This is a genomic window from Eubacterium sp. BIOML-A2 (assembly GCF_009680135.1).
Taxonomy (GTDB): Bacteria; Bacillota; Clostridia; order Lachnospirales; family Lachnospiraceae; genus Faecalicatena; species Faecalicatena contortus_B.
Map to the genome: position 1 here is coordinate 1 of NZ_WKZK01000076.1, position 24031 is coordinate 24031.

Annotated in this window: 19 protein-coding genes; all 19 read right to left on the reverse strand. The window is 47.5% G+C overall.

Annotated features, from left to right (window positions below):
• Positions 1-476: 476 nt before the first annotated feature.
• The 19 genes from GKG43_RS20675 to GKG43_RS20765 all read right to left on the reverse strand — a co-directional run bounded on the left by GKG43_RS20675 (position 477) and on the right by GKG43_RS20765 (position 23904).
• Positions 477-2294, reverse strand: a complete 1818-nt coding sequence (locus GKG43_RS20675) for an ABC transporter ATP-binding protein (RefSeq protein ID WP_347562144.1) — start codon at positions 2292-2294, stop codon at positions 477-479.
• A 19-nt stretch (positions 2295-2313) separates the two neighbouring features.
• Positions 2314-4638 (reverse strand): ABC transporter ATP-binding protein, encoded by a 2325-nt coding sequence (locus GKG43_RS20680; RefSeq protein ID WP_055152722.1) that lies wholly within the window; start codon positions 4636-4638, stop codon positions 2314-2316.
• A 34-nt stretch (positions 4639-4672) separates the two neighbouring features.
• Complete coding sequence (locus tag GKG43_RS20685) at positions 4673-5128, reverse strand: MarR family transcriptional regulator (protein WP_050638776.1); 456 nt, start codon at positions 5126-5128, stop codon at positions 4673-4675.
• A 359-nt stretch (positions 5129-5487) separates the two neighbouring features.
• Positions 5488-6687 carry an MFS transporter gene (locus tag GKG43_RS20690; RefSeq protein ID WP_330377587.1) on the reverse strand — a complete coding sequence of 400 codons (1200 nt, stop codon included), beginning with the start codon at positions 6685-6687 and terminating at the stop codon, positions 5488-5490.
• A 66-nt stretch (positions 6688-6753) separates the two neighbouring features.
• Positions 6754-8139: an MATE family efflux transporter gene (locus GKG43_RS20695; protein WP_050638777.1), complete on the reverse strand. Its 1386-nt coding sequence runs from the start codon at positions 8137-8139 to the stop codon at positions 6754-6756.
• Positions 8140-8443: 304 nt separating this feature from the next.
• Positions 8444-9805, reverse strand: coding sequence for a dicarboxylate/amino acid:cation symporter (locus GKG43_RS20700; protein ID WP_050638778.1), 1362 nt, complete (start codon positions 9803-9805; stop codon positions 8444-8446).
• A gap of 446 nt (positions 9806-10251) precedes the next feature.
• Entirely contained in the window at positions 10252-11010 is a 759-nt protein-coding gene (locus GKG43_RS20705) for a DeoR/GlpR family DNA-binding transcription regulator (protein ID WP_330377586.1), read from the reverse strand.
• A gap of 163 nt (positions 11011-11173) precedes the next feature.
• Positions 11174-12154 (reverse strand): aldo/keto reductase, encoded by a 981-nt coding sequence (locus GKG43_RS20710; RefSeq protein ID WP_050638779.1) that lies wholly within the window; start codon positions 12152-12154, stop codon positions 11174-11176.
• Positions 12155-12271: 117 nt separating this feature from the next.
• Positions 12272-13240 (reverse strand): sugar kinase, encoded by a 969-nt coding sequence (locus tag GKG43_RS20715; RefSeq protein ID WP_055154258.1) that lies wholly within the window; start codon positions 13238-13240, stop codon positions 12272-12274.
• Between the two features lie 3 nt (positions 13241-13243).
• Complete coding sequence (locus GKG43_RS20720; protein ID WP_055154260.1) at positions 13244-14080, reverse strand: ketose-bisphosphate aldolase; 837 nt, start codon at positions 14078-14080, stop codon at positions 13244-13246.
• Positions 14081-14103: 23 nt separating this feature from the next.
• Entirely contained in the window at positions 14104-15159 is a 1056-nt protein-coding gene (locus tag GKG43_RS20725) for an NAD(P)-dependent alcohol dehydrogenase (protein ID WP_050638781.1), read from the reverse strand.
• Between the two features lie 65 nt (positions 15160-15224).
• Positions 15225-16601: an MFS transporter gene (locus tag GKG43_RS20730; RefSeq protein ID WP_050638782.1), complete on the reverse strand. Its 1377-nt coding sequence runs from the start codon at positions 16599-16601 to the stop codon at positions 15225-15227.
• A gap of 116 nt (positions 16602-16717) precedes the next feature.
• Positions 16718-17404: a ribulose phosphate epimerase gene (locus GKG43_RS20735; protein WP_050638783.1), complete on the reverse strand. Its 687-nt coding sequence runs from the start codon at positions 17402-17404 to the stop codon at positions 16718-16720.
• Positions 17405-17464: 60 nt separating this feature from the next.
• Positions 17465-18541: a zinc-binding dehydrogenase gene (locus tag GKG43_RS20740; protein WP_050638784.1), complete on the reverse strand. Its 1077-nt coding sequence runs from the start codon at positions 18539-18541 to the stop codon at positions 17465-17467.
• A 419-nt stretch (positions 18542-18960) separates the two neighbouring features.
• Positions 18961-19362 (reverse strand): hypothetical protein, encoded by a 402-nt coding sequence (locus GKG43_RS20745; protein WP_129879786.1) that lies wholly within the window; start codon positions 19360-19362, stop codon positions 18961-18963.
• A gap of 82 nt (positions 19363-19444) precedes the next feature.
• Complete coding sequence (locus GKG43_RS20750) at positions 19445-21646, reverse strand: ABC transporter permease (protein ID WP_129879788.1); 2202 nt, start codon at positions 21644-21646, stop codon at positions 19445-19447.
• Between the two features lie 5 nt (positions 21647-21651).
• Positions 21652-22332, reverse strand: a complete 681-nt coding sequence (locus GKG43_RS20755) for an ABC transporter ATP-binding protein (RefSeq protein WP_055154266.1) — start codon at positions 22330-22332, stop codon at positions 21652-21654.
• A gap of 88 nt (positions 22333-22420) precedes the next feature.
• Positions 22421-23605 (reverse strand): HAMP domain-containing sensor histidine kinase, encoded by a 1185-nt coding sequence (locus tag GKG43_RS20760; protein ID WP_055154268.1) that lies wholly within the window; start codon positions 23603-23605, stop codon positions 22421-22423.
• Positions 23602-23904, reverse strand: a complete 303-nt coding sequence (locus GKG43_RS20765; RefSeq protein WP_347562143.1) for a winged helix-turn-helix domain-containing protein — start codon at positions 23902-23904, stop codon at positions 23602-23604. The genes GKG43_RS20760 and GKG43_RS20765 overlap by 4 nt, the downstream gene beginning before the upstream one ends.
• Positions 23905-24031 lie beyond the last annotated feature (127 nt).

Sequence of the window (24031 nt, forward strand, 5' to 3'; positions counted from 1 at the left end):
ACAATTCGACTTACCACCTGTTGAATCGACTTACCTATCTCCTGAAACAAAAGACTTACCTATCTCCTGACTGGTCATTCCCTATCCGCCAATTCCCATCCGCCTCCCCCGTCCAGGCTCCCCAAAAGAGTTTTTTCTTCCTGCCGGATGCGCCCAGCCTGCCTGGGCCAGGGAGATGGCTGCCTCCGCGGCAAACCGGGATGGTTTTCGGAAGCATCGAGCGCACGGTCTAGAAGTTCTTGCGCAAAATGAGCCGTCCACGAGGGATGAAAAGTGATTTTCCAAATCACTTTTCAGTACTACCTGAGGCCAGAAAGCATCAGGCTTTCTGGCTGAATGTTGTACGTGCCCTCGTGGACGGCTCATTTTGTGCTAGAACTTCTCCGTAAGCGGCCTGCTTCCGAAAACCATCCCGGTTTGCCGCGGAGGCAGCCATCTCCCTGGTCCAGGCAGGCGCCCCCACCAGCAATAAACCTCTACCCCGCCGCCCTCTCGAATTGGGAATTGTAGAGTTCTGCATAGAACCCGCCTTTGCGGATCAGTTCTTCGTGGTTCCCCTGTTCTACGATGTCTCCATCTTTCATAACAAGGATGATATCGGCATCCCTGATTGTTGACAGCCTGTGGGCTATGATAAAGCTGGTTCTGCCCTTCATCAGGGTGTCCATGGCCTTCTGAATCTGGATCTCTGTTCTTGTGTCTACAGAGCTGGTTGCTTCGTCCAGGATCAGGATCTTTGGATCTGCCAGGATGGCTCTTGCGATGGTTAGGAGCTGTTTCTGGCCCTGGGATACGTTGCTGGCTTCCTCATTCAGTTCCATATCATAACCGCCCGGAAGTGTCTGGACAAAACGGTGCACTCTCGCTGCCTTTGCCGCTTCGATCACTTCTTCGTCTGTTGCATCCAGTTTTCCGTAACGGATGTTATCCCGGATGCTTCCGTGGAACAGCCACGTGTCCTGAAGCACCATGCCGAACATCTGGCGCAGTTCGCTCCGGTTGAAGTCTTTGATATTATGTCCATCAATCAAAATGGCTCCGCTGCTGACATCATAAAAACGCATTAATAGTTTGATCATCGTGGTCTTACCCGCTCCGGTGGGCCCTACGATCGCTATCTTCTGGCCTTCTTTTACCCTGGCAGAGAAATCATTGATAATAATTTTGTTCTCATTGTAGCCAAACCGTACATGGTCGAACTCGACATTGCCCTGCAGACCTTCCACGGATACCGGATTCTGCACAGTCTGGTCTTCTTCCTCTTCCTCCAGGAATTCAAACACACGCTCGGATGCCGCTGCTGTGGACTGCAGCAGATTGGCTACCTGCGCTACCTGCTGGATCGGCTGCGTAAAGTTTCTTACATACTGCGTAAAGGACTGGATATCTCCAACCTCGATTGTACGCTTTGCCGCCAGATAACCTCCCAGAATAACAACTACCACATACCCCAGGTTCCCGACAAACTGCATGATCGGCATCATCATACCGGATATGAACTGGGACTTCCATGCAGAGTCGTATAGTTTATTGTTGGTTTCTTCGAATTCTTCTATTACATCTTTTTCTTTATTAAATACCTTTACGATGTTATGGCCGCCATATACTTCCTCCACCTGTCCGTTGACTTCACCGAGGTATTTCTGCTGTCCGCGGAAGTACTTCTGGGAACGTTTCATGATCACGGAAATGAAACCGATGGAAAGCGGAAGTATTAAAAGCGCCACTACTGTCATCAGAGGACTGATCGAGAGCATCATGACCAGCACACCGATGATTGTCGTAACTGAAGTAATCATCTGGGTCATACTCTGATTCAGGCTCTGTCCCAGCGTATCTATATCATTGGTCACTCTGGACAGCACTTCACCATATGTCTTTGTATCAAAATAATTCATCGGCATTCTGTTGATTTTTTCTGATATCTCTCTCCTCAGACGGTATGTCATTTTCTGGGAAATGCCGGTCATCAGAAAGCCCTGAACAAACGAACACAAGGCGCTCACCAGATACAGGCTCAGCGTAAAGATCAGGATCTGACCGATTTTCCCAAAATCCATGCCGTCTCCGCCGGACACTTTGCTGACCAGGCCGTTGAATATCTCCGTAGTTGCCTTACCAAGGACCTTCGGGCCAATGATGTTAAAAATCGTACCGCCGATCGCAAATACGATTACGAAAAACAGCTGTATTTTATATTTGCTCATATATTTGAGCAGTTTTTTTACGGTTGCTTTGAGATTCTTTGGCTTCTCACCCGGAACCATACCCTTCATAGGGCCCCGTCTGCCCATAGGCCTTCTGCCGCCTTCTCTACTCATGGCTGTTTTCCTCCCTTCCTTTCGTGTCTGACTCTGCTGTCTCCATCCCCGCCTTCAGTTCTTCCTCCGACAGCTGGGATGCCGCAATCTGCTGATATACTTCACAATTCTTCAGCAGCTCCCGGTGTGTACCCTTCCCTGCCACCATACCATCGTCCAGAACAATAATCTGTTCCGCATGCAGGATCGTACTGATACGCTGCGCAACAATCAGTACCGTGCTGTCTGCCGTATTTTCCTTCAGCGCTCTTCTAAGCGTAACATCTGTCTTATAATCCAGCGCAGAAAAACTGTCGTCGAAAATATAGAGATCCGGATGTTTTGCGATCGCTCTGGCTATGGAGAGGCGTTGTTTCTGTCCGCCCGATACATTCGTTCCTCCCTGGGAAATCGGGCTCTCATATTTTTGGGATTTTTCTTCAATGAATCCGGCAGCCTGTGCGACTGCTGCTGCCTCTTCCATCTCCTCATCGCTGCCCTCCGGGTTCCCATACATAATATTAGAAGCAATGTCGCCGGAGAACAGCACCCCTTTCTGCGGCACATATCCCAGCTTATCCCGCAGGTCATGCTGGGTTATATCGCGGATATCTATGCCGTCCAGGGTAATACTGCCTTCCGTCACATCATAAAACCTTGGAATCAGATTCACCAGCGTGGACTTGCCGCTTCCCGTGCTTCCGATGATCGCAGTTGTCTCACCCGGCTTCGCTGTGAAATCAATATCGTGGAGCACGTCTTCGCTTGCCCCCGGATATCGGAACGATACATGGTCGAACTTCAGAACGCCCTGCATTTTTTCCGGCAGCTTTACTGCTTCCTTCGGATCATGTATTATGGTTTTGCTTGTAAGCACTTCATCTACACGGTCCGCAGAAACGGCCGCCCTTGGCAGCATAATGGAAATCATGCACAGCATCAGGAAGCTGGCAATGATCTGCATTGTATATTGAATAAAGGCCATCATATCCCCGACCTGCATCTGTCCGCTGTCAACGCCGTGGGCGCCGCTCCAGATAATCAGAACGGAAATGCCGTTCATAATCAGCATCATAACCGGCATCATGAATGTCATGGCACGGTTTACAAAAAGGGTCGTTCTCGTCAGATCCCTGTTTGCCTTGTCAAAACGCGCTTCCTCGTGCTTTTCCGTCGAAAATGCACGGATAACGGATAACCCTGTCAGAATCTCCCTTGTAACCAGGTTCAGCTTATCTACCAGGGTCTGCAGAATCTTAAACTTCGGCATAGCCACGGTAAATAGAACCAGAACTACCAGGCCGATCAGGATCACTGCCAGTGCAATGATCCATGACATGGATACATTGGTATGGAATACTTTGTAAATGCCTCCCACGGCCATAATCGGTGCATATAATACCAGCCGCAGCAGCATAACCAGCAGCATCTGGATCTGCTGGATATCGTTTGTGCTCCGCGTGATCAGAGACGCAGTTGAGAAGTGGTCGAATTCATTGTTCGAAAAGCCGACAACCTTCCGGAATACTTTTCCTCGGAGATCACGTCCTGCAGTTGCACCCACGCGGGAAGCCATAAATCCTACCAGAATGCTGGCTGCCATCCCCAAAAATGCAAGTCCTACCATCTTCGCCCCCGTAGACAACAGGTAACTGTTCTGCAGTTGATCTGTGTCCACGTTCAGCCGTGTGTATGCATCCTTAATGTACACTTTGGCAGCCTGGTCTATCATAGTCGACGGCATGTCGGAAAATTTGTCCTCTATCTGCTTCGTCACCTCAGAACGCTGCTCCTCAGGAATCATACCAAACAGTTCAAATACATCGGCTTCATCTATCTTTTTCAGCTGAGCGTCAATCTGTTCCTTTGCCTGCTTCTGCGCCTGCTCCTCAATCATAGCCTTCATTTTGTCTTTCATGGAGACTTCCATCTGGTCAGTCATATCGCTTCCGGATTCAAAGCCGGACACCAGCATCATCGGACTGCCAAGAATTGAGGACAGTTTTTCCACCTGCGCTTCATCCTCTGCGGCCTTACTCTTCAGGACATACACAGAACCGTCATAGTCATACCCTGTGTCCTTCTCCTTCAACTGATAAGCTTCTTTCACTGTATCCGCATCTTTGCTGCTTACAAAAAGCAGAAGCTTCTCCATATCATCCGCCGTAACTGCTCTCGGTATCGATTCGTCAATACCGCCCTGCTGAATCCCGACATTCACAATGTCCGAAGTATATCCGGGCAGCGACAGGTCGCAGTACGCCTGTATGATGAGGACTGCCAGAATCGCTATAACGGCTTTCCAGTACATCCCCATATACTTAAATAGTTTCTTCATAATATCTCCCTTTCTGCATATACTATCATGTCTGTCATTTTAAACCGGAGAGTTCTTTTTCCTCTTTTAAATTCTCCTGCATCTGAAGCAGAAGTCTTCTAAACAGCAGCTTCTCCTCCTGGCTCATGCCTTTGAACATGAGTTCATCCATCTGCTTCGCCACTTTTTTGGTATGCTCCAGGCACGCCTTCCCCTTATCAGTGGTACTCAGACGCATAATCCTCTGGTCTTTATCATCCGGCTTACGCCTGATGTATCCCAGACGTTCCATCTTCCCGATTGCCGCAGTAATAGACGGCGGAGTCACATTCATCTTCGAGGCAAGTTCCCGCTGGGACATCTCTCCAAAATGTTCCAGCATAAAGAGAATCCCCGCCTGCCCAATCTTTAAATCATACTCATCAAATAACAGCCTGGCCCGATTCATGCTCATATGCATGATCTGGCTCATAATCCCAACTGTGGGAACATGGTTGGCATCACAATTCATATAAATCTCCTTTCCCGGAATCCCTATCCCAAATCCGAAAATTAGTTAGACGTTTAACGATTATATTAGTAGTATTATATAGAAATGTCAATATATGGTTCAATATTTCACAGTTTTTTAACAATTATGCATCACAATTAATTAGTTATGTGAATTAATATAATAACAAGGCACAGGTTATCAAGAAACCGTCTTCCTGTTTCGCATGCATTGCGTTCACACATAGAGTTTCTGAGAGTGCTCAGATAAAGGGCGGGGGTGAAAATTCATTGCTGTAAGCAATTTTCACCCCCGCCCAAGTATTTCTTCACAAAACAGCAGCCCGCGAAATCGGAAGACTGCTTCCCGTCAGGTTCCTGTCACAGGTTTCTGTCCGGCATCCTCTGTACTTTCCCGGCCCGCCTCCCCAATAGTATCCCCGCCATCCCAACAGGAAATACAATGGCAAAAAGCAGGCCCGCCTTCAGCCCCCATCTCGGGAATTGTTCCGCCACTACGCCCGTTAGTCCCGGCCCCGCCATGCATCCGGCATCTCCAGCCAGTGCAAAAAACGCAAACATTGCCGTTCCTCCCCGGGTACATTCTCTTGCCGCAATACTAAACGTACCCGGCCACATAATTCCCACTGAGAGCCCGCACATCGCACAGCCCAGCAGGCTCAGAACCGGAACCGGCATAAAGACCGCGAACAGGTAGCTTATGATACACAAAATACTGCTGCCCAGTATAAACTTCTCCAGAGGGATTTTGTCCCCGCATTTTCCGTAGAATACCCGGGATGCCCCCATCAATGCCGCAAACGCGCAGGGTCCCATCAGGTCTCCCATCGTTTTCGATACCTGCAGGCTGCTTTCCGCAAAGTAGGAAGCCCATTGGGACATGGCCTGCTCGGATGCACCGGCGCAGAGCATCATCAGAACAAAAATCCAGAACATTTTCATGGAAAAAAGCTTTCTTACCGGCAGCCTCTCATCTTCCTCAACCAGGGTACGGATCGGAACTTTTGTAAAAACAAAAATATTGACAAACGGAACCACGGCCCAGATAACCGGCAGGTAATTCCAGTGTTCCATCCCGAATACTTTAAAGCCCAGCGTGGACAGTATCACCACGCCCACCTGCCCGAAGCAGTAAAAAGAATGAAGTAGGCTCATCGCCTTTTCCTTCTCCCCCGAAGGTGCAGCCTCCACAATCGGACTGATCAGGACTTCGATCAGTCCGCCGCCGATCCCGTTCAGCACAATAGCTGCCAGCAGGCCCAGATAGGGATCCGGCATCACGAACGGGAACAGGCCCATTCCCACAAGCCCTGCGGATGCCATGATGTGAGCGGCCACAATACTGATTCTGTAGCCAATACGGTCCACATATTTTGCGGCCAGCAGGTCAACCACAAGCTGTACGCCGAAGTTCAGTGTAATCAGGAAACCGATTCTTTCCACAGATATATCGAACTGGTTTTGAAAGGTCAAAAACAGCAGCGGCCCCAGATTATTAACGATTGCCTGGGTAATGTACCCTGTATAGCAGGCATAAATTGTTTTTTTATAACTTTTCATCATCTCCATATGTTCAGAACAGGGGGCGCGCAGGTTACTATGCACGGCTCCTGTTATCGTTCCTTTCTATTCTGCTATTGCTTTTTTCTTCCACCGTCCGGCGCGGTAGCAGAGAACTGTAATACACGCTCCCAGTATCCATGAGATCAGCAGGGAGATAAAAATACATGCACTGTTTCCGTTAGGCATGGAATCGGATCTGGTCAGCCACGCGATACCATAGGCCAGCGGAACGCGGATTACAACTGTGGTCACCATAGAAATCCACATCGGCGTCACGGTATCGCCTGCCCCTCTCATTACACCCGACAGACACTGGGTCACCTCCATGGCGATATAGCCCACAGCCAGTATCTTCATCATGGAAAAGCTTAATTCCACCAGTTCCGGTGTGGAGGTAAATATGGACATCAGATATCTGCCGAACAGCAGGATCAGGATGGTGATCGCCGTAGACGTTCCGACTGCTATGGCAGTCCCCTGCTTAGCCCCCTGCACAACCCGGTCCATCCGGCGCGCGCCCACATTCTGGCCGGAATAAGTGGTCATCGCAGTTCCAAAAGAAAACGCCGGCATGACTGCAAACCCATCCACACGCATCACTATCACATTGGCAGCGATAAACATTTCACCAAAGCTGTTTGTCAGAGATTGTACAATAATCATGGACAGCGAAAAAATCGCCTGGGTTAACCCGGAAGGCAGCCCCAAACGTATCAGGCCCCACATATACTTCTTCTCCGGCACAAGGTATTCTTTCTTCATATCAAATACCTCTTTCATTCTGAGCAGCTTCCGCAGAGACAACAGCGCCGATACCATCTGCGCAATCACAGTAGCCAGGGCAACTCCGGCAACTCCCATGTTAAAATACGCAACAAATATGTAATCCAAAACAATATTCAGTACGGTAGCTACAAGCAGATAAACAAGGGCCGAAATGGAATCCCCCAAACCTCTGAGAATCCCGCCCAGAATATTATAAAATGCACACCCGATAATCCCCATAAACAGAATCATAAGGTACGAATTGCACCATCCGATAATCGTATCCGGCGTATTCAAAAGCCTCAAAAGCGGCATCGTGACGATCGGTGTGACCACCATAACCAGGATCGTTGTTATCACGGTCAGGGTAATACAACAGCCAATCGTTTTGGATAACTCCAATCTCTGCCTGGCCCCAAAATACTGGGACACCATGATTCCCACTCCGACCGAAATTCCCACAAACAGGACCAGCAGCAGATTGAGAATCGGCCCCGCGCTCCCGACTGCTGCAAGGGCATTATCCCCCACAAATCTTCCCACGATAATGCTGTCCACCGTATTGTACAGCTGCTGTGCAATATTTCCCATCAGCATAGGAATCGTAAATGCAACAATCCGTTTCCACGGGCTCCCCTCCGTCATATCTACCGGGGCGAATAATTTCTTCATACCTGTTAACATAAGGTAACCTTCTCTCTTTATCCTTCTAATTTCTATAGAACCGAAATACTTATAGTATAAAGGATTTCTCATACTATTTCCAGCTAAATGCAGCAAAAGATATTTCATTTTTTCAGCCATTTTTTCATCTGCTATTTCTGCCGCCTTAATATCTAATATGATTCAGAAAATCCTGCCCCTATATCGTGTTGAAAAAAGGCTGCAATGTGTTCAAAATCACTTCATTTTGAACACATTGCAGCCATCTTTGACCACATATTTTTCATTAAGACTGCGGTTCTCCGCCGTATAGAATCCGCAGGTTTTATTCCTTTTCCATTTTCTTATAATATTTTTCTTTATTGAGCACGCCTTCTTTTACGTTAATAATCAGATTCGTTGCTGCATCTCCGATGACATTCAGCGTGATTACCGCCATACCCGGAAGGTAATTCATTGCAAGTACAAGGGAATATCCAATCATGCATAAGTCACTGTTCAGGCCCAGCCCGGTCATAACTACATATACCATGGTAGTGCCGGCCACTGGAATTGCTGGTGTTCCCATTGCCGTACAGATCGAAAGGAAGGCCGCTACGACCAGGGTGGAAGGTTTGATATCGATGCCTGCCGCAGACGCGATAAATGTAACGGCGATCATGTGCATTGCGGTGGTACCGTTCATATTCACTGTCATACCTGTCGGCAGGACAAAACTGCTGATCTCTTCCGTACATCCAAGCTCATCCACACAGGTTCTCGTATTCAGCGGTAAGGTAGCTGCTGATGAATTCGTAGCCGCTGCAAACAAGCCAACCTTAAATGTTTTCTTCATGAACGGAATCGGATTCATCCGTGTTGTCAGCATGATTCCAATCGGATAAATCGTAACTACCAGTGCCAGACTGACTACGATTGTCGTCACGATCCACACCAGCGTGGGACCGATATATTCAATCCCATATACTGCAAGGGTTCTTGTAATCATGCAGAAAATCGCTATGGGGCCGGCCTCATCAATCAAGAAGTCCAGAAACCTCTGTACAATCTCGTTTAAGTTCTCAAGAACCTTTTTCAATGGCTCTGCCTTTTTCCCCATTGCCGTCATGCACAGGCCCATGATAATGGCAACAACTACTACAGACAGGATGGAACTGTTAGATGAAAATACGGAAAAGATATTTGACGGCACGGCATTTACAATTGTGACCAGGGGATTATATCCTTCCATGGTGACTGCCTCTGTCACCATCTCTCCCGGAAGCTTTACATCAAACCAGCCCATACTTTTCACGAAATAGGCCGCTGCCCCTGCGAGGGCTGCCGCCGCCGCATAGAAACAGATATATGTAATAAATGTCTTTCCGGCAATCTTGCCAAGGCGCTCCGGATCTGCCAGACTGCAGAGCGCCAGACTCAGAGAGGTGATGACCAGCGGAACGATCGACATCTGAAGTCCCCGCATAAATACCTGCCCGATAATATAGAACAGCCCGATTCCTTCGATTCCTTCTGTCGCCGTGATATCCTGAAAGAAAATGGCATGAATCGTATTCCAGACATCACTGTTTCCATTTCCAAGCAGAAATTCTCTCAGCAGCAGACACAAAAAACCGGCGCAGAATCCGAACAGTACTGCAAACATCATCCGCCTGATGATCGACATTTTTTTCCTTCTCTTACCCATAAAATCCACCAACCTCTTTCTTCTTTGCTTTTGCTTTGCATCGCTTCTCTATTTTTGGTTTTCCAAGAACGTCTCCGGCTTTCCTACCCAACCTATATCCCCCGTTGCCAAGAAGAAAGAAATGCCGGTTTTCAGGGCCTTACTCATACTTCTAAGGTTACACGCCCCTGTCTTTGATCTACTTTTATTTTACATTTTATGGTGATTAATGTCAACATTATTTCTGTGTTTCAAATATTTTTAGTTGTTTTTCACAACTTTTTTATCTTGTTTTTATGCACATTTTTGTTTTCAAAGCAATATATTCTGTGTTTCAAATATTTATACTGTTTATCTAGCCCAAAACAAAGAAAGCCGCCCAAAATGGCAGCTTTTCTAATGGAGTTTGTTTCACAGTATAGCCGAAAACTCAGGTGTTCAGTTTTAGTTTATAGGTGTAGTGTTGTTTAATATATAAGCTCTATCCCGTTCTCCCTGCAGTAATGTATCCAGATATCGCTGGGCTGTCTGTCTGTGATAATATAGTTTACACTCTTCAGATCAATCAGGCATACGAATGCCGTCTGGTCAAACTTGGTATGATCTGCAAGGAGGGCCACCTCATCCGCCTGCTCAAGCATAATCTTCTTAATCTCCGCCTCGCTTTCATTGGAGTCCTGGACACCCTTCTCAATATCCACGCTTTTGCAGCTGATCAGGGCCACGCTGACATGGTATTTGGACATGTTGCTCTTCGCGAGCTGTCCCTGGAGCGACAGCGATTTTTTATTAAATTCGCCTCCCACGGATATGACATTTACCGCGGACTGCTGAAATTCACGGAATACTTCCGTGGAGTTGGTCACAATTGTGACATCCGGATTATCCTGCATCAGCTTCAGCGCCTCCATAACGGTTGTGCTGGAGTCCGCTATAATGGTATGCTTCCCCTCAAGCAGCTCTGCCGTCTTGCGGGCGATATTCTGTTTTTCTTTCAGATTTTTAGACATTCTCTTATAAAAATGAATGCCTTCCTTCTGTACATCCGCATTCCAGATTGCTCCGCCATGGATCCTGGTTACAACGCCCTCGGCTTCCAGCTTATCCAGATCCCGGCGGATTGTCTCTTCCGTCACGGAGCACTGACTGCTCAGCTCCGCAACAGATACTTTCTTCATATTCTGAATACATTGCCTGATGACCATCAGTCTCTCTCTGCTCGACATGCTTTCCTTCCTCTTCTCATTACTATTTTCAGTGCCTGTTTTCTTTAATAATATACCCGCCACTAGAGTTTTAGCAAGAGTTTTTTCCTTTGAAGGCATTTTTTCCTCCTTCGAACCACAAATTATTTCTTCGAAAAGCGCAGCATCGGCTTCCGGGGTTCTTTTATTGATCGATAGCTTCCGCCATCGCACGCATTCTGAGCAGGTCGGAAGCAGAGATCTGGATGTCTGCCGCTTTTGCATTAACCTCGATCTGTTCTGCTGTTGTAGCGCCACTCAGCAGGTTGATGTGCGGTCCCTGGTTCATGATCCATGCAAGTGCAAGCGTCGGAATATTGCAATTGTATTTTTCGCAGAATGGTTTCCAGTCATCCATCATATCCATCGCCTTCTGCATGTTCTCCGGCTGGAACCATTTCTTGTTTGCGCGGGCGCCTGTAGGCACATAGTCTCTTGGAAGGGTTCCTGTCAGAAGTCCCTGCTCCAGCGGGGAATATGCCTGGAGTGTTACCTGATGTTCTTTGCAGATCGGCACCAGCTCCTCCTCAACCGCACGGTCAAGAACGCTGTATTTTCCCTGAACAATATCCAGTTCTCCGTATTTTACGTATTCTGCAATGTGCTCTTTCGTCACATTAGCAGCACCGATTGCTTTAATTTTACCTTCCGCCTTCAACTCATTGAGCACTTGCATCGTCTCGGAGATCGGGGTAAAGAACGGCTCTACAGCCTGCCAGTGTGTCATATATACATCGATGTAATCTGTCTGCAGCCTTCTCAGGCTCTCTTCGATCTCCTCACGGATGGATTCCGGTGACAGATTTTTATACAGCTGGGTGTCTCCGACCTTGTTGAACAGGGCGCCCTCTCTTGTCCATACGATGCCGCATTTTGTCACAAGGCATACTTTTTCGCGGTCTACTTCTTTTAAGGCTTTACCGACGATAACTTCACTGTTTCCAAAATTATATCCCGGCGCCGTGTCGATCAGGTTAATTCCGAGCTCTACTGCCTTTACGATTGTGTCGATACAGTCGCGCTCATCCAGGTCGCCGTTCCACGCCGGACCTCCGCCGATTGCCCATGTCCCAAGACCCATTTTAGAAATCTGTGTGCCTGATTTTCCTAACTCCATATATTTCATTTTTTTCACCAATCTTTCTGAATTTCTATCTGTTATACCTTATTCTGCGGCTATGCCGCAGACCCGCCCGCAGGGCATGAGTTACGGGGTGCCCTTTGGGTATACCTTATTCTGCGGTTATTCTCTGTTCTGCTGTCTGTGATACTCTTCCAGCCGCGCATCCACCTGTGCCCTGTCCTTCACACCTGTTGTTGCCCCAATGCTCTGGACACTGATGGAGGCAGTCACATTTGCAAATTCCGCACACTCTTTCAGGCCTTTGCCTTCCAGGATGGCTGTAATAAAGCCGGATGCAAAGTTATCGCCTGCGCCGATCGTGTCAATTGCCGTTATACCCTGCATTGCAGGAACCTCCAGGGCACTGCCGTCCCGGCTCTTGATGAAACATCCTTTTTTACCGGTCTTTATCACAACATGCCCGATTCCACAGCCCAGAAAAATATCCGCAACCTTATCCAGTTCCGTCTCTCCCGCCATCATGCAGGCTTCCTCGTAGTTCGGGAAGAAATAATCCACATAGCCCAGTGCTTCCCTGATATCGTCCAGCGTCTCGCCAAGCCTTGCCTTGATCATATCCGCACAGATCATCATGCCCTGTTTCTTTGCTTCCTGAAAAATCCGCACCAGCGCCTTACAGTCCAGAAGAGGATTATTGAAAATGCTGGCCAGTGAGAGGAGCCTTGCTTCGGATAGTTTGGAAAGATCCACATCGTCGATGGTCATTTTCCACAAACTTCCGTTTCGGTTTGTAACAAATGTCCGTTCCCCATCCTCTGTCACAAGCCCTACATTGATGGAGGTATCAACGCCTTCCCTGACCCGGATTCCGGAATCGTCAATCCCGTTCTTCTGGCAGTGTTCCCGGATGAAAGCGCCGACTGCGTCTTTGCCGACCATGCTCATCAGCCCGATCCTGTGTCCAAGCCGGGACATGATTGTGGCCTCGTTAATTGCATCCCCGCCGATGGTCATAGATATCTGTTCCAGCGGGTATGACTCTATCTCAAACATATCTCTGCATACCGGCCGCAGCGGGATATCAACAACCGCTGCACCCACGCAGATTGCATCCAGTCTTTTTTCCACGTTTTATTCCGCCTTTCCGTCGTCTCCAAACAGATAGATTTTCTCCAGTGCACGCTGTTTTACTGCCGCTCTTACCGCTCTTTCCACCTCCAGGAATGGTTTTTCCACATTTGCCGCAATGGCAGTCATTGCCGCCTGGCACAGTTCTGTGTGGATGTTAATTTTTGCGATTCCAAGGGAGATGGCCTTCTTAATGTCCTCGTCGCCGATTCCGGAAGCTCCGTGAAGTACAAGCGGAACTGATACGGCGTCTCTTACTTTTTCTACCACCTCAAAGTTCAGCTGCGGCTCGGAAGTATAAACCCCGTGCTGATTTCCGATTGCTACTGCAAGGGAATCGCATCCTGTTCGCTCTACGAATTCTGCTGCCTGGGAGGGGTCTGTGTACTGATAGCTTGCCAGCGCCTCCTCGTATACCGTCTCATTTCCCACGTGTCCCAGTTCCGCCTCTACCGGGATTCCCAGTGGATGGAAATAGTCTACCACTTCTTTTGTCAGGCGGATGTTCTCCTCAAAATCATAAGCGGAAGCATCCCTCATGACAGAGTTCATGCCATGGTTGTAAGCATTCTGTACGATCTCCATGCTGCGGCCGTGATCCCAGTGCGTAATAACCGGAACCGCCGCTTTCTTTGCCATAGAAACCATCATGTGGGAGAAGTTCTCGAATGAGGTATTCCCTACAAACCCGGTTCCGAAAGAAATGATGACCGGAGCCTTGGATTCTTCTGCTGCATCAATAACACCCATCAGCATTTCCGCATTCCATACATTAAAGTGCGGAATTGCAAACTTTCCTGCTTTTGCTTTATTTTCCCAATATCTGATATCTGCTAACATGTTTTATTCCTCTCTTTTCTTCCTTAATCACACACTTTGACTACGCCTTTTACCATCTCTGTTTTCTTAACCGGGTCAATTGCTTCTTCAAATGCCTTCTGAACATCCTTGTAATCATAGATGTTGGTAACCATATCTCTTACATTAAACTTACCGGAGGCAATCGCATCGATCGTCTGCGGGAAATTATTGCAGTAGCGGAATGCGGTCTGAATGGTAACTTCGCGGTTGATCTTCAGAAAATCGATCGGCACCGGTTTGGACTGTGTGCCCACCATCATGATCTTCCCGCCGCGGCTGACAATCTGAACGGCCTGCTGTGCCGTGAATACCGCACCTGCCGCCTCAAATACAAGGTCTGCGCCGTGGTCCCCATATAGTTCCGGTGATCTGAGCACAGCAACCGTATCCTGCTCTTTTCCGTTGATCACTCTCTTCGCTCCGAGTTTCATTGCAAGATCCAGACGTTTTTCAATCACATCCACCACCGTGATATCTGTTGCGCCAAGACTTTTGCATGCCTGCATTGTCATCAGGCCGATGGTGCCGCCGCCCAGAATCACGATGCTCATGCCTGGCTTTGCTCCGCCAAGGATGGCTGCGTGCATTCCGACTGCAGCCGGTTCAACCAGTGCGCCTTCCAGTGTGGTCATTCCCTCCGGAAGATGGTATGTCCATTCTTCCGGATGGGTCATGTACTGTGTCAGTGCGCCTTTATAATTCGGCTGTGTAGCCATGAAATCAACGCCCGGGCAGATGTTATAACGTCCGGTCCGGCAGTATTCGCATGTATCATCCGGCACACCCGGCTCGATCAATACTTTATCGCCCACTTTAAACCTGGTTACCTTTGCTCCGATTCCCACTACTTCGCCTGCAACTTCATGTCCCAGGCCAATCTTCTGGTTCGGGTCTTTCGGCGGAATAAACGGTCCGCACTCGAATCCGTGGATGTCGGATCCGCACATGCCGACATACTCAACCTTCATGAGAATCTCATGGTCTTTCGGTTCCGGAACCGGACACTCCTGGATCTCAAAGTGTTTCGGGGTTACTAAGATTGCTTCCGAATTTTTCATATGATATCCTTCCTTTCTGTGCAGAGGGGTCTGACCCCTCTGCCGTTGGGGGCTGCCCCCTTTTGTTATTCTACGTTTCCAATGTCCTCAACAGATTCGCCTCTTGTCTCTACGCCAAAGATGAAAATGCATACCGCAATGATCGCAGCAACGATAGAAATCAGTACAAACACTCCCGTGCTTCCAATGGAGCCTGCAATATATGTCACAAGGAACGGGAAGAAAATATTGCTGACACGGCCCATTGCGTTACAGAATCCGGAACCGGACATTTTTGCTGAGGTCGGCCACATTTCCGGGACATATACCGCGGATGCGTAGCATACGTACATGTAAATAAATGTATTGAGGAAAAATGTGGTTACAATTAATGCGGTCATTGTGGTCTGCTGCCCTGTGATAATTCCCATGACAGCCATGGCAATCAGCAGGATCACACCCATAACGCGTCTCGGGATTTTATCCATGATCAAAGATGCGATAAAGATTCCAAATGGTGCGCCGAACAGTCCGAACATGGTCATAAACTGTGACTGTGATGTGTCATAACCTAAGGACCTTAACAGGGACGGCATCCAGGTCATCAATGTGTACTGGATCGTATTCATGCCGATCAGAACAAGGGAGCCGACAATCGTTCTTTTTAAAAGCTTGCCCTTGAACAGTGCTGAATATGGAAGCTGTTTTACCTGCTTTGCTTCTTCCGTTACAGGCGGCAGTTTCTCACCTGTGGATGCTTCGATCTCTTTTTCAATCTTTGTCATGATCTCATCGGCTTCTTCCAGTCTGCCCTGAGATTCCAGCCATCTCGGTGATTCCGGGTATTTCTTCGCAATCAGGATGGATGCGATGATGGAAAGAACAGACGGGATCATAAACTGAATTCTCCAGTTCATCATATAGCTTACGCCTGTTGAAACAATTAAAAATGCGATACCATTGCAGATTGGATGTGCCCAGTTGCCGATGAAGGAATTCCGGCTTGACCATACCCCGCGGTTTCTGCCCGGTACATATTCGGTAAATCCGGCGAACAGTACGACCAGAAGTGCGCCGAGACCGAATCCCTGAATCAGCCTGAAAACATAAAGTACGTAAATATTCGGTGATATTGCGCCGCCCACCATTGCGATGATATGTATAATTTCATATAAAAGGATGCTCTTTTTCCGGCCGATCTTATCACCGATTGGCCCGCCCACTAAAGCGCCGAAGAGCTGGCCGGCTGTATATGTTGTCCCCCACATTGCCAGAAGTTTTGTTCCCGGCTCCAGCCAGTGGATCTCATTCAGAAGGATATTCTGGACTGCTCCTCCGATACCGTTTGACCAGCAGACCAAAAGTGCAAAGGCGGATACCAGCCACATTTTGATATGCCAACCTGAATTCGGAAGACGATCCAGCCTTGCACCGATATTCACATTTTTTGTATTTGAATTCATAACCTTTTCCTTTCTCTATCTCATTCTTTTGCTATTTTTTCTATGTTCTGTATATTCATACCCGTAATGTCTATTCCCGCCGACAGGCGTCCGAATCTGCCTGCCGGATCTCTGAATTATTTATCCAAAAGAGCGCTTTTTACTTCTTTCTCCATGATTTCCCACGCTTTTTCTATATCCTTATCTTTATTCCAAAGCGCCGGCGGTCCTAAAACCACAACATCTGCCCCGGCTTCATACAGAGGCCCGTATACGTCTGCATTCATGGAGCCGTCTGCCTCGATCAAAAAGTCCAGCCCCATCTCCTCTCTCCATTGTACAAGCGTTCTGATTTTATCGTACATCTGGACAATCACTTTCTGGCCTGCATATCCCGCGTCTACAATCATAATCGTAACTTTGGAAAGCAGCGGCAGGTAATACCGGATAGCCTCCAGCGGCGCGGCAGGGTTCATTGCGATTCCCGCCTTGCAGCCCAGGGAAAGGATTTTGTTGATCGTAACAAACGCATCGCTCTCAATACAGTCCGTATGCGGGGTAATATAGGCAGCCCCCGCTTCGGCACAAGCCTCGATGTAATCCTGGGGATGTTTTACCATTAAGTGTGCGTCCATGGGTGTATGGACTGCCTTCCCCAGCACAGTCATAAAATCCGGTCCCACGCCAAATGTCTTTACATAATTTCCGTCCTTGATGTCAATATGCAGAAAATCAGCCTTTTCATCGATATAGCGTACCTGGTGTTCAAAATCATATAAGTCACAGCATCCCATGGATGGTGCAAGCAGTAATTTCTTTTCCATATTCACTCGCTCTCTTATTCTCCAATTAAGTTCAATATGTTCTTTAATTATGGTCCTTATTTAATCTTCAAAGTCATAGTGGAAAATTACTTTGATTGCTTCTTTATTTGCCATAGCCTCGAATCCTTCTTCCCACTGTGAAAGCCCGATTCTGTGGGTGATCATCGGCTGTACTTTAATCATTCCTGATTCCAGAAGGCGCAGTGCATTCCTCCAGGATGTGGAGTCATATGCCATATGTCCGATAATGCTCTTGTTCCATGATGTAATATCGTTGATGGAGAACTCAAGCGGCTTGAATCCCATGCCTACACGGACAACCTCGCCGTTCGGACGGAGCATCTCGATGGCCTGCTTCAGTGCGATATTGGCGCCGGAGCACTCTACAACCAGCCCCAGATTGTCCCTTCCGCAGATCTCGGTACATCTCTTCACGACATCTTCTTTGGATCCGTTAACCACATGTGTGGCGCCCAGTTCTTTTGCAACAGCAAAACGGACTTTTGTGTCTTCTTCCAGGCCGACCATTACAATGTTAACTGCCCCCATGATCCTTGCAACCTGTACAGCGAACAACCCGAGCGGTCCGGTTCCGAATACAACAACGTCCTGTCCCGGAAGGAGATGGGCCTGCTGTGCGATTGCCTTGTAAGAGTTACAGATCGGATCGAGTACTGCTGCCTCTTCATATTTAACATTCTCCGGAATCTCCCAGATTGCATGTTTATGTATTCTCAGAATCTCTCCCGGAACCTTGCAGTATTTTGAAAAGCCGCCGCCCCAGGTATTGTTGTCCAGTCCGAGGTTCACCTTGTTCTCGCAGCAGAGGAAGTCGCCCTGTTCACATGCCGGGCAGACACCGCATACGTGGGCGCTGTTGTCGGATACAACCCGCTGTCCGACCTTCCAGTCCTTCACCAGCTCTCCGACCTTCACGATCTCGCCTGCGAACTCATGTCCGCGGATGGAATTGAATTCATCGGAACCGTTGTCCACTTTGTAATGCTTCATGTCTGCACCACAGATTGCCGCCGCCTTGATCTCAATAATAATGTCCTCCGGTCCGCATTCAGGCTCCGGCACATCTATCATCCGATATCCACCAAACTCTTTACCATACCTTGCTAACGCTTTCATACTTATTCTCCTTTTTATAAACATATATTTTATTGCTGCTTTGCAAAATCTGTTTCCGGCCGGAAACGTTGTTTCTTTTGATTTAACTAAATTTTACACCCATCCTTTGTTTTAGTCAATTGTTTTCTGTGTTTTAAAGATCAATTCGTCATTTTATACAGATATTATTACTGTTTCAAATGCAAAACTCCTGTTTTATCGTATTTATTCTTGTGTATTTTCACAAACTTCTGTTTTTCAAAGAATATTTATTCCGATTATTATTAAAATATCTGTACTTTAAGAATCTTATTTTAAATTTTTTTGGCTGAAACTTAAAAAGATCATTTTCCCTCTGCTTCATACTGACTCAGGAAAATGATCTTTTATTAAAAGGGGGACAGACCCCTTTGCAAAATGGTCTGTCCCTTTTTATTCTATTATTTCATATATTTACTCTCTACAACAAATGATTTTGTGGTCAGGGGCTCCGATCCCATAAAGTTTTCAATATATCGGAAATACCCCTCCGGGCCAAATTCTTTTGTCCATAATTCGATGGATTCGTAAACTCTCACGATGCACTTTCTTGCTAATTCAAAGAAATCATGATCTTCTATTACGGATTCTTTTAACTGATTTTTAAAAAGAGAATTTTTCTCAGGAATAAAGAGTTCTTCAATCACATCCGCAGAAGGTCTGTAACATTCTTCCTCCAGCCTGGAACAATTATGCTCTTCCCGATCTGTAATGCTTTTGATATCAAACAGTACCAGCTGCAGTAGGGAGCGGTACCTATATATCCATAAATATATTATCGTACTCCTGATGTCTTTAGTCAAGTTATTGGCCTTCATTGTCTTTATAGTCATTTTCCCTGAACCCAGTTACTGTTTAGACCATAATGCTCCTTCGGATCATCTATCAGTCAACCGTATCATCCCGCAGAGCATCCGATAAATTATAATTCAGAGCCCTTTTCCCGCCAACATAATAGGCCAATGCTACAAACCCAAAAATCACAAGACAAAAAATTATCATTGGAATGATGGGCGCCACAGCGATAAATTCCATAGGATTTAAATGACTAGCCTTAATCATGAATGCAACGGCAGCCACCGTAAGCGGTAATGTAATAAGCAGAGGCCTGCCTGCAATGACCAGGGCTTCGATACAAAACATCTTTCGAATGCCTCCCGTTGTCATGCCCACAGACATATACTGCGCTAATTCCCGTTTTCTCTGGCGCAGAAATCCCAGCGTGTTGGAGAATACATTTGCGATTCCGATTACTGCAAGGATGGCACAGAACCCGCCCAGAATCAGTTGATATCCGAAAATGATTTCATCATTTGTGATTTTCTCCTGTATGCGGTTTTCTATTTCTGTTTTATAGTTTGGAGCAAGAAGATGCAGGACATCTTTTTCTATTTTATCCAGAGCTTTCAGCGAAGCGTTTTCCCCGGCCAGAATTCTGATGTAAGTGTCCGATTCTGCGCCTCCAATCTGCCCAGACACTTTTTTCCAAAGTGAAAGGGGCATAAACTGCACCAGCGCATAGTCTTCATATTCTTCCCTTAGGGCTGGCATCTCCTGTGTATATGCTGTCACTGGCACTTCTGTCTTCTCTCCTCCCAGATCAGCATCCTGCAATAACACGGACTCACGGTTTTCCCCCACAAAGGGGATATATTTTGGATATCTGAAATTACTGTGCAGACTGTCCCATATTCTGTTCAGTATGACCGTACCGTCAAGCCGTGGCGGGGCTCCTATTTGTCTGCAGTATTCCGTAAATGCGGCATCATCCAGTATCACAACCGGCGCCTTCACCAGCCACGTGTCCCCCTCTTTTGTAACGGATGTCCCTGCAACAGCCTCCGGCCCTCCAAGTGAGGCCAGTTCTTCACTGAGCCAGTCTTGCGGAACATGGCTGACTGCTGCTGCCTTTTGGTATACCGCAAGATCCCGGACTCCTTCCAGTTCCATAAGCTGCCCTGTCTGCCCGAACTCCTCGATCCCCGTATCTTTAACAGTTGCCATAACATCCCACACATCCTGGTATCTTTCAAAATAAGTATACCTGGTGCTTATGCCTGAAAGCGCAAAGAAACACAAGATCAGGGTGAATCCCAGAAAAGAAAGCGTGAGAGATAGTGTGGAGGTACGCAGGGCTTTCTTTCTGGCTTTTAATGCATTTCCCGCAAGCTCCCCTTCTACACCAAAAAGTAATGTCAGTATTCTGGACTGTTTTTTCTTCTTTAGATGCAGTTCCCCTGTATTGCGGATCGCTTCCAGCGGCGTCATTCTGCTAAGTTTCCTGGCCGGGAGCCATGCGGAAAACAGGACAGTAATTACGGAGGAAGCCAATGTCAACGCAAATACCAGCGGATGGTACCTAAAACCTAATTCATACCTCCCCGGAATATTTTTCGCCATGGCGTTCATTGCCTGATTTACTCCAAAACTTAAGGCGATGCCGAGCAGGATGCCAAGTATTACCGGAATTGTACAAAGTGCGGCCGCTTCCTGCATCAGACACGTCCGGATCTGCCCGGGCGTCGCCCCCACACTGGAAAAAATGCCAAACTGATGAATTCTCGCATTCATGGTCAGTGCAAAGGAATTGCGTATAATCAGTATGAGTGACAGCGAAACTACTACCAGTACCGCCAGATAAAACGTCATCAAAAGCGGTGGCTCCTCATCGTTTGGATCATGTATCAGATACCTGGACAATAGTACAAGATGATAAGACGCGGCATCTTCTTCCATCCCCAGTTTCTCTGCAAGCAGAGGCATATCCTCAAAAACAGTTCTGGGATTCTGAAACCATACATCCACAACTGTCCCTTTTTCACCGGACAATTCCTCATTAATTTCTGCCCTTTCAACATTGCCAAACTTCCGGATAACAGCCAAATCTTCCCCGCTTATCTGACCGGTGATACGGCCCTGCCAGTCCCCCTCATCCAAAGTAAGCTTTTCGACTTCATATACCCAGATATTATAAAACAGACTGCACAGAAACGACAGGAACAATGCGGCAATAAATGCCGCCGCCATGATTGATATACCGGAAGCTCTGTTGTTCTTTATATAACCTGAAGAATAATCCTTCCACATCCTGATCACCTCTGTCTTTCGTCGCCGATGATGCGGCCGTCTTCGATCGTTATAATGCGGTCTGCTTCCAGCGCAATCTTCTCATCATGGGTAATCAGCAAAATGGTCTGCTTCAGGTTCCGGTTCGATAGCTTCAGCATGTCAAGGATTTCCGCCCCGTTCTTCTGGTCCAGATTGCCGGTAGGTTCATCGGCCAGCAGCAGCGCCGGACGATAAATCAGGGATCTGGCTATCGCCGCGCGCTGCTGCTGCCCTCCTGACAGCTGGCTGGGCAGAGCCTCCAGTTTATCGGATATGCCCAGCGAGTTTACGATGGACTCAAAATATTCCCGATTCGGTTCCTTTTTGTCCAACATCAGCGGCATCAATATGTTTTTCCTGATGGTAAGCGTTGGAATCAAATTGTAAAACTGATAAACCAGTCCCACCTTCCTGCGGCGGAATATGGCGGACTGGGTCGGATTCATAGCTGATATGTCAACACCATCTATCCAAACCTTTCCCTCCGACGGCTTGTCCACGCTTCCCAGAATGTGCAGCAATGTAGATTTCCCGGAGCCGGAGGCTCCTACAATCGCCACGAATTCCCCCTTATTTACCGAGATATGGACCCGGTCTAAAGCAACCACCCTGTTCTCTCCTGAGCCGTATATTTTACTGACATTTTCACATCTCAGAATCTCCATGTGATCATCTCCTCTCCTGTAAAAATGAATATAGTCCGTACCTGTTCAACAGGTGTGTATCATCATTATAACAGGTTAAAGTGACTGCTCAGTGACTGTAAAACCTGATTTCAAAACAGCCCCCGCCGCCAGGGATATTCTTCGCCCTGATTGTGCCGTTTTGGAGTTCAATGATTTCTTTTGCAAGGGACAGACCGATGCCGATCCCGTTTTTCCCGGCATTTTGGCCGCGGTAAAACCGTTCAAAAAGACGGGGTATGTCTTCTCCAGTGAAGCCTTCACCTTCATCCCGGATTATGATCGTCTTATAGAGCGGATTCTTATCGTAGGAGCAATGTACGGTACCGCCGGCCGGAGTATACTCCACACAATTTTTGAGCAGATTCATGAGGGCCTCCATTGTCCAGTCGAGGTCTGCGGTAATCTCTATTTGGCTCCCCTCCGGTATGTCAACGCTGACATCCGCATCGGCTAATACTTCCTGTAAATTATCGGCAGCAAGGGTCAGTATCGTATAGATATCCACGGCCTCCTGTTTCAAAGGAAGCGTCCCTGCGTCCAGCCGGGATAATAGAAGCAGCGCCTCCTCCAGGTAAACCAGACGGTTCAGCTGCTTCTGTATCTGCTCTGGATAATCTCCGGACGGATGGAACCTCATCATCTGCGTAGTAAGAGAGATAGCGGTGACGGGCGTTTTTAACTGATGTGCAATATTGGAAAGATTCTCAGCAAATTTGTTTCTCGCATCCAGTGCTGCATCTCTCGTCTGATAGAGCATCGTCACGGTTTTATAGATCTCATCCTGTAATTGTGAGAAATCGTCTTCTCCGGTCTCTGATATCAGGCCCGGACTGCCCGTATTCACATTTTCCAGATAAACCGTCAACGCCTTTATACGCGCCGCTTCCTTTTTTCTCCTGCAGCGGAATGTAAAAAGAAACAGGAGGCTTCCTGTCGCAAAACCAATTGCAGCAAACAGATATGGATACCGGTGGGTGGTCTTAAAAAAATCCGACTGCCTGTAGCCATAACGGAGCAGTACATTTTCCTCTTTCTGCATTGCAGGTGTGTCACTGTACTCTTTTAAAACATTCAGCACCGTCTGTTCCATGTCCGGCTGCTCCTCTGTCAGTTCCCGGAAGAGATGGCCTATAAGCTGGAAATGCATCCTGTTGTTAAACTCTGCCATAAACAGGGCCGTGACGGCGGAGGCAATCAAACTGAACGCCAGGACGAGCCCGATCAGTGCGCCTGCATTTTTTCGTCCTGTCATAGAGTATCCTCCATGCGGTATCCAAAGCTTCTTACGGTTTTCAGGCAGGAGGGCTGATGCAGTTTCTCCCTTAGACGCTTGATTGTCACCGTAAGAGTGTTATTATTCACAAAGTTTCCATTGCTGTCCCAAACCTGCTCCAGTAACTTTTCTCTTGGAATTGTCTTTCCTTTGTTTTTCATAAAGAGCAAAAGCACCTGGTACTCCGGCTGGCTCAAACTGATTTCTTCCTCCCCGCAGAACACTCTCATCCCGTTTTGGTCAATGGTGATTCCGTCGCAGGTCAGATATTGTCCCAATACATTCCCAGACCTGCGCAGCAGTGCACAGATGCGCGAATACAAGACTTTATAGTGGCTCAGTTGTCAAGACAAAAATCTAAGATTTTTATAATGAACTGATATGGTGGACAAGTTACAAGGAACA

Bases quoted from the DNA above. Each gene is read 5' to 3' on its own strand.
- GKG43_RS20675 (WP_347562144.1), bottom strand. From the start codon at position 2,294: ATGGGCAGACGGGGCCCTATGAAGGGTATGGTTCCGGGTGAGAAGCCA.
- GKG43_RS20680 (WP_055152722.1), bottom strand. From the start codon at position 4,638: ATGAAGAAACTATTTAAGTATATGGGGATGTACTGGAAAGCCGTTATA.
- GKG43_RS20685 (WP_050638776.1), bottom strand. From the start codon at position 5,128: ATGAATTGTGATGCCAACCATGTTCCCACAGTTGGGATTATGAGCCAG.
- GKG43_RS20690 (WP_330377587.1), bottom strand. From the start codon at position 6,687: ATGAAAAGTTATAAAAAAACAATTTATGCCTGCTATACAGGGTACATT.
- GKG43_RS20695 (WP_050638777.1), bottom strand. From the start codon at position 8,139: ATGTTAACAGGTATGAAGAAATTATTCGCCCCGGTAGATATGACGGAG.
- GKG43_RS20700 (WP_050638778.1), bottom strand. From the start codon at position 9,805: ATGGGTAAGAGAAGGAAAAAAATGTCGATCATCAGGCGGATGATGTTT.
- GKG43_RS20705 (WP_330377586.1), bottom strand. From the start codon at position 11,010: ATGTCGAGCAGAGAGAGACTGATGGTCATCAGGCAATGTATTCAGAAT.
- GKG43_RS20710 (WP_050638779.1), bottom strand. From the start codon at position 12,154: ATGAAATATATGGAGTTAGGAAAATCAGGCACACAGATTTCTAAAATG.
- GKG43_RS20720 (WP_055154260.1), bottom strand. From the start codon at position 14,080: ATGTTAGCAGATATCAGATATTGGGAAAATAAAGCAAAAGCAGGAAAG.
- GKG43_RS20725 (WP_050638781.1), bottom strand. From the start codon at position 15,159: ATGAAAAATTCGGAAGCAATCTTAGTAACCCCGAAACACTTTGAGATC.
- GKG43_RS20730 (WP_050638782.1), bottom strand. From the start codon at position 16,601: ATGAATTCAAATACAAAAAATGTGAATATCGGTGCAAGGCTGGATCGT.
- GKG43_RS20735 (WP_050638783.1), bottom strand. From the start codon at position 17,404: ATGGAAAAGAAATTACTGCTTGCACCATCCATGGGATGCTGTGACTTA.
- GKG43_RS20740 (WP_050638784.1), bottom strand. From the start codon at position 18,541: ATGAAAGCGTTAGCAAGGTATGGTAAAGAGTTTGGTGGATATCGGATG.
- GKG43_RS20750 (WP_129879788.1), bottom strand. From the start codon at position 21,646: ATGTGGAAGGATTATTCTTCAGGTTATATAAAGAACAACAGAGCTTCC.
- GKG43_RS20755 (WP_055154266.1), bottom strand. From the start codon at position 22,332: ATGGAGATTCTGAGATGTGAAAATGTCAGTAAAATATACGGCTCAGGA.
- GKG43_RS20760 (WP_055154268.1), bottom strand. From the start codon at position 23,605: ATGACAGGACGAAAAAATGCAGGCGCACTGATCGGGCTCGTCCTGGCG.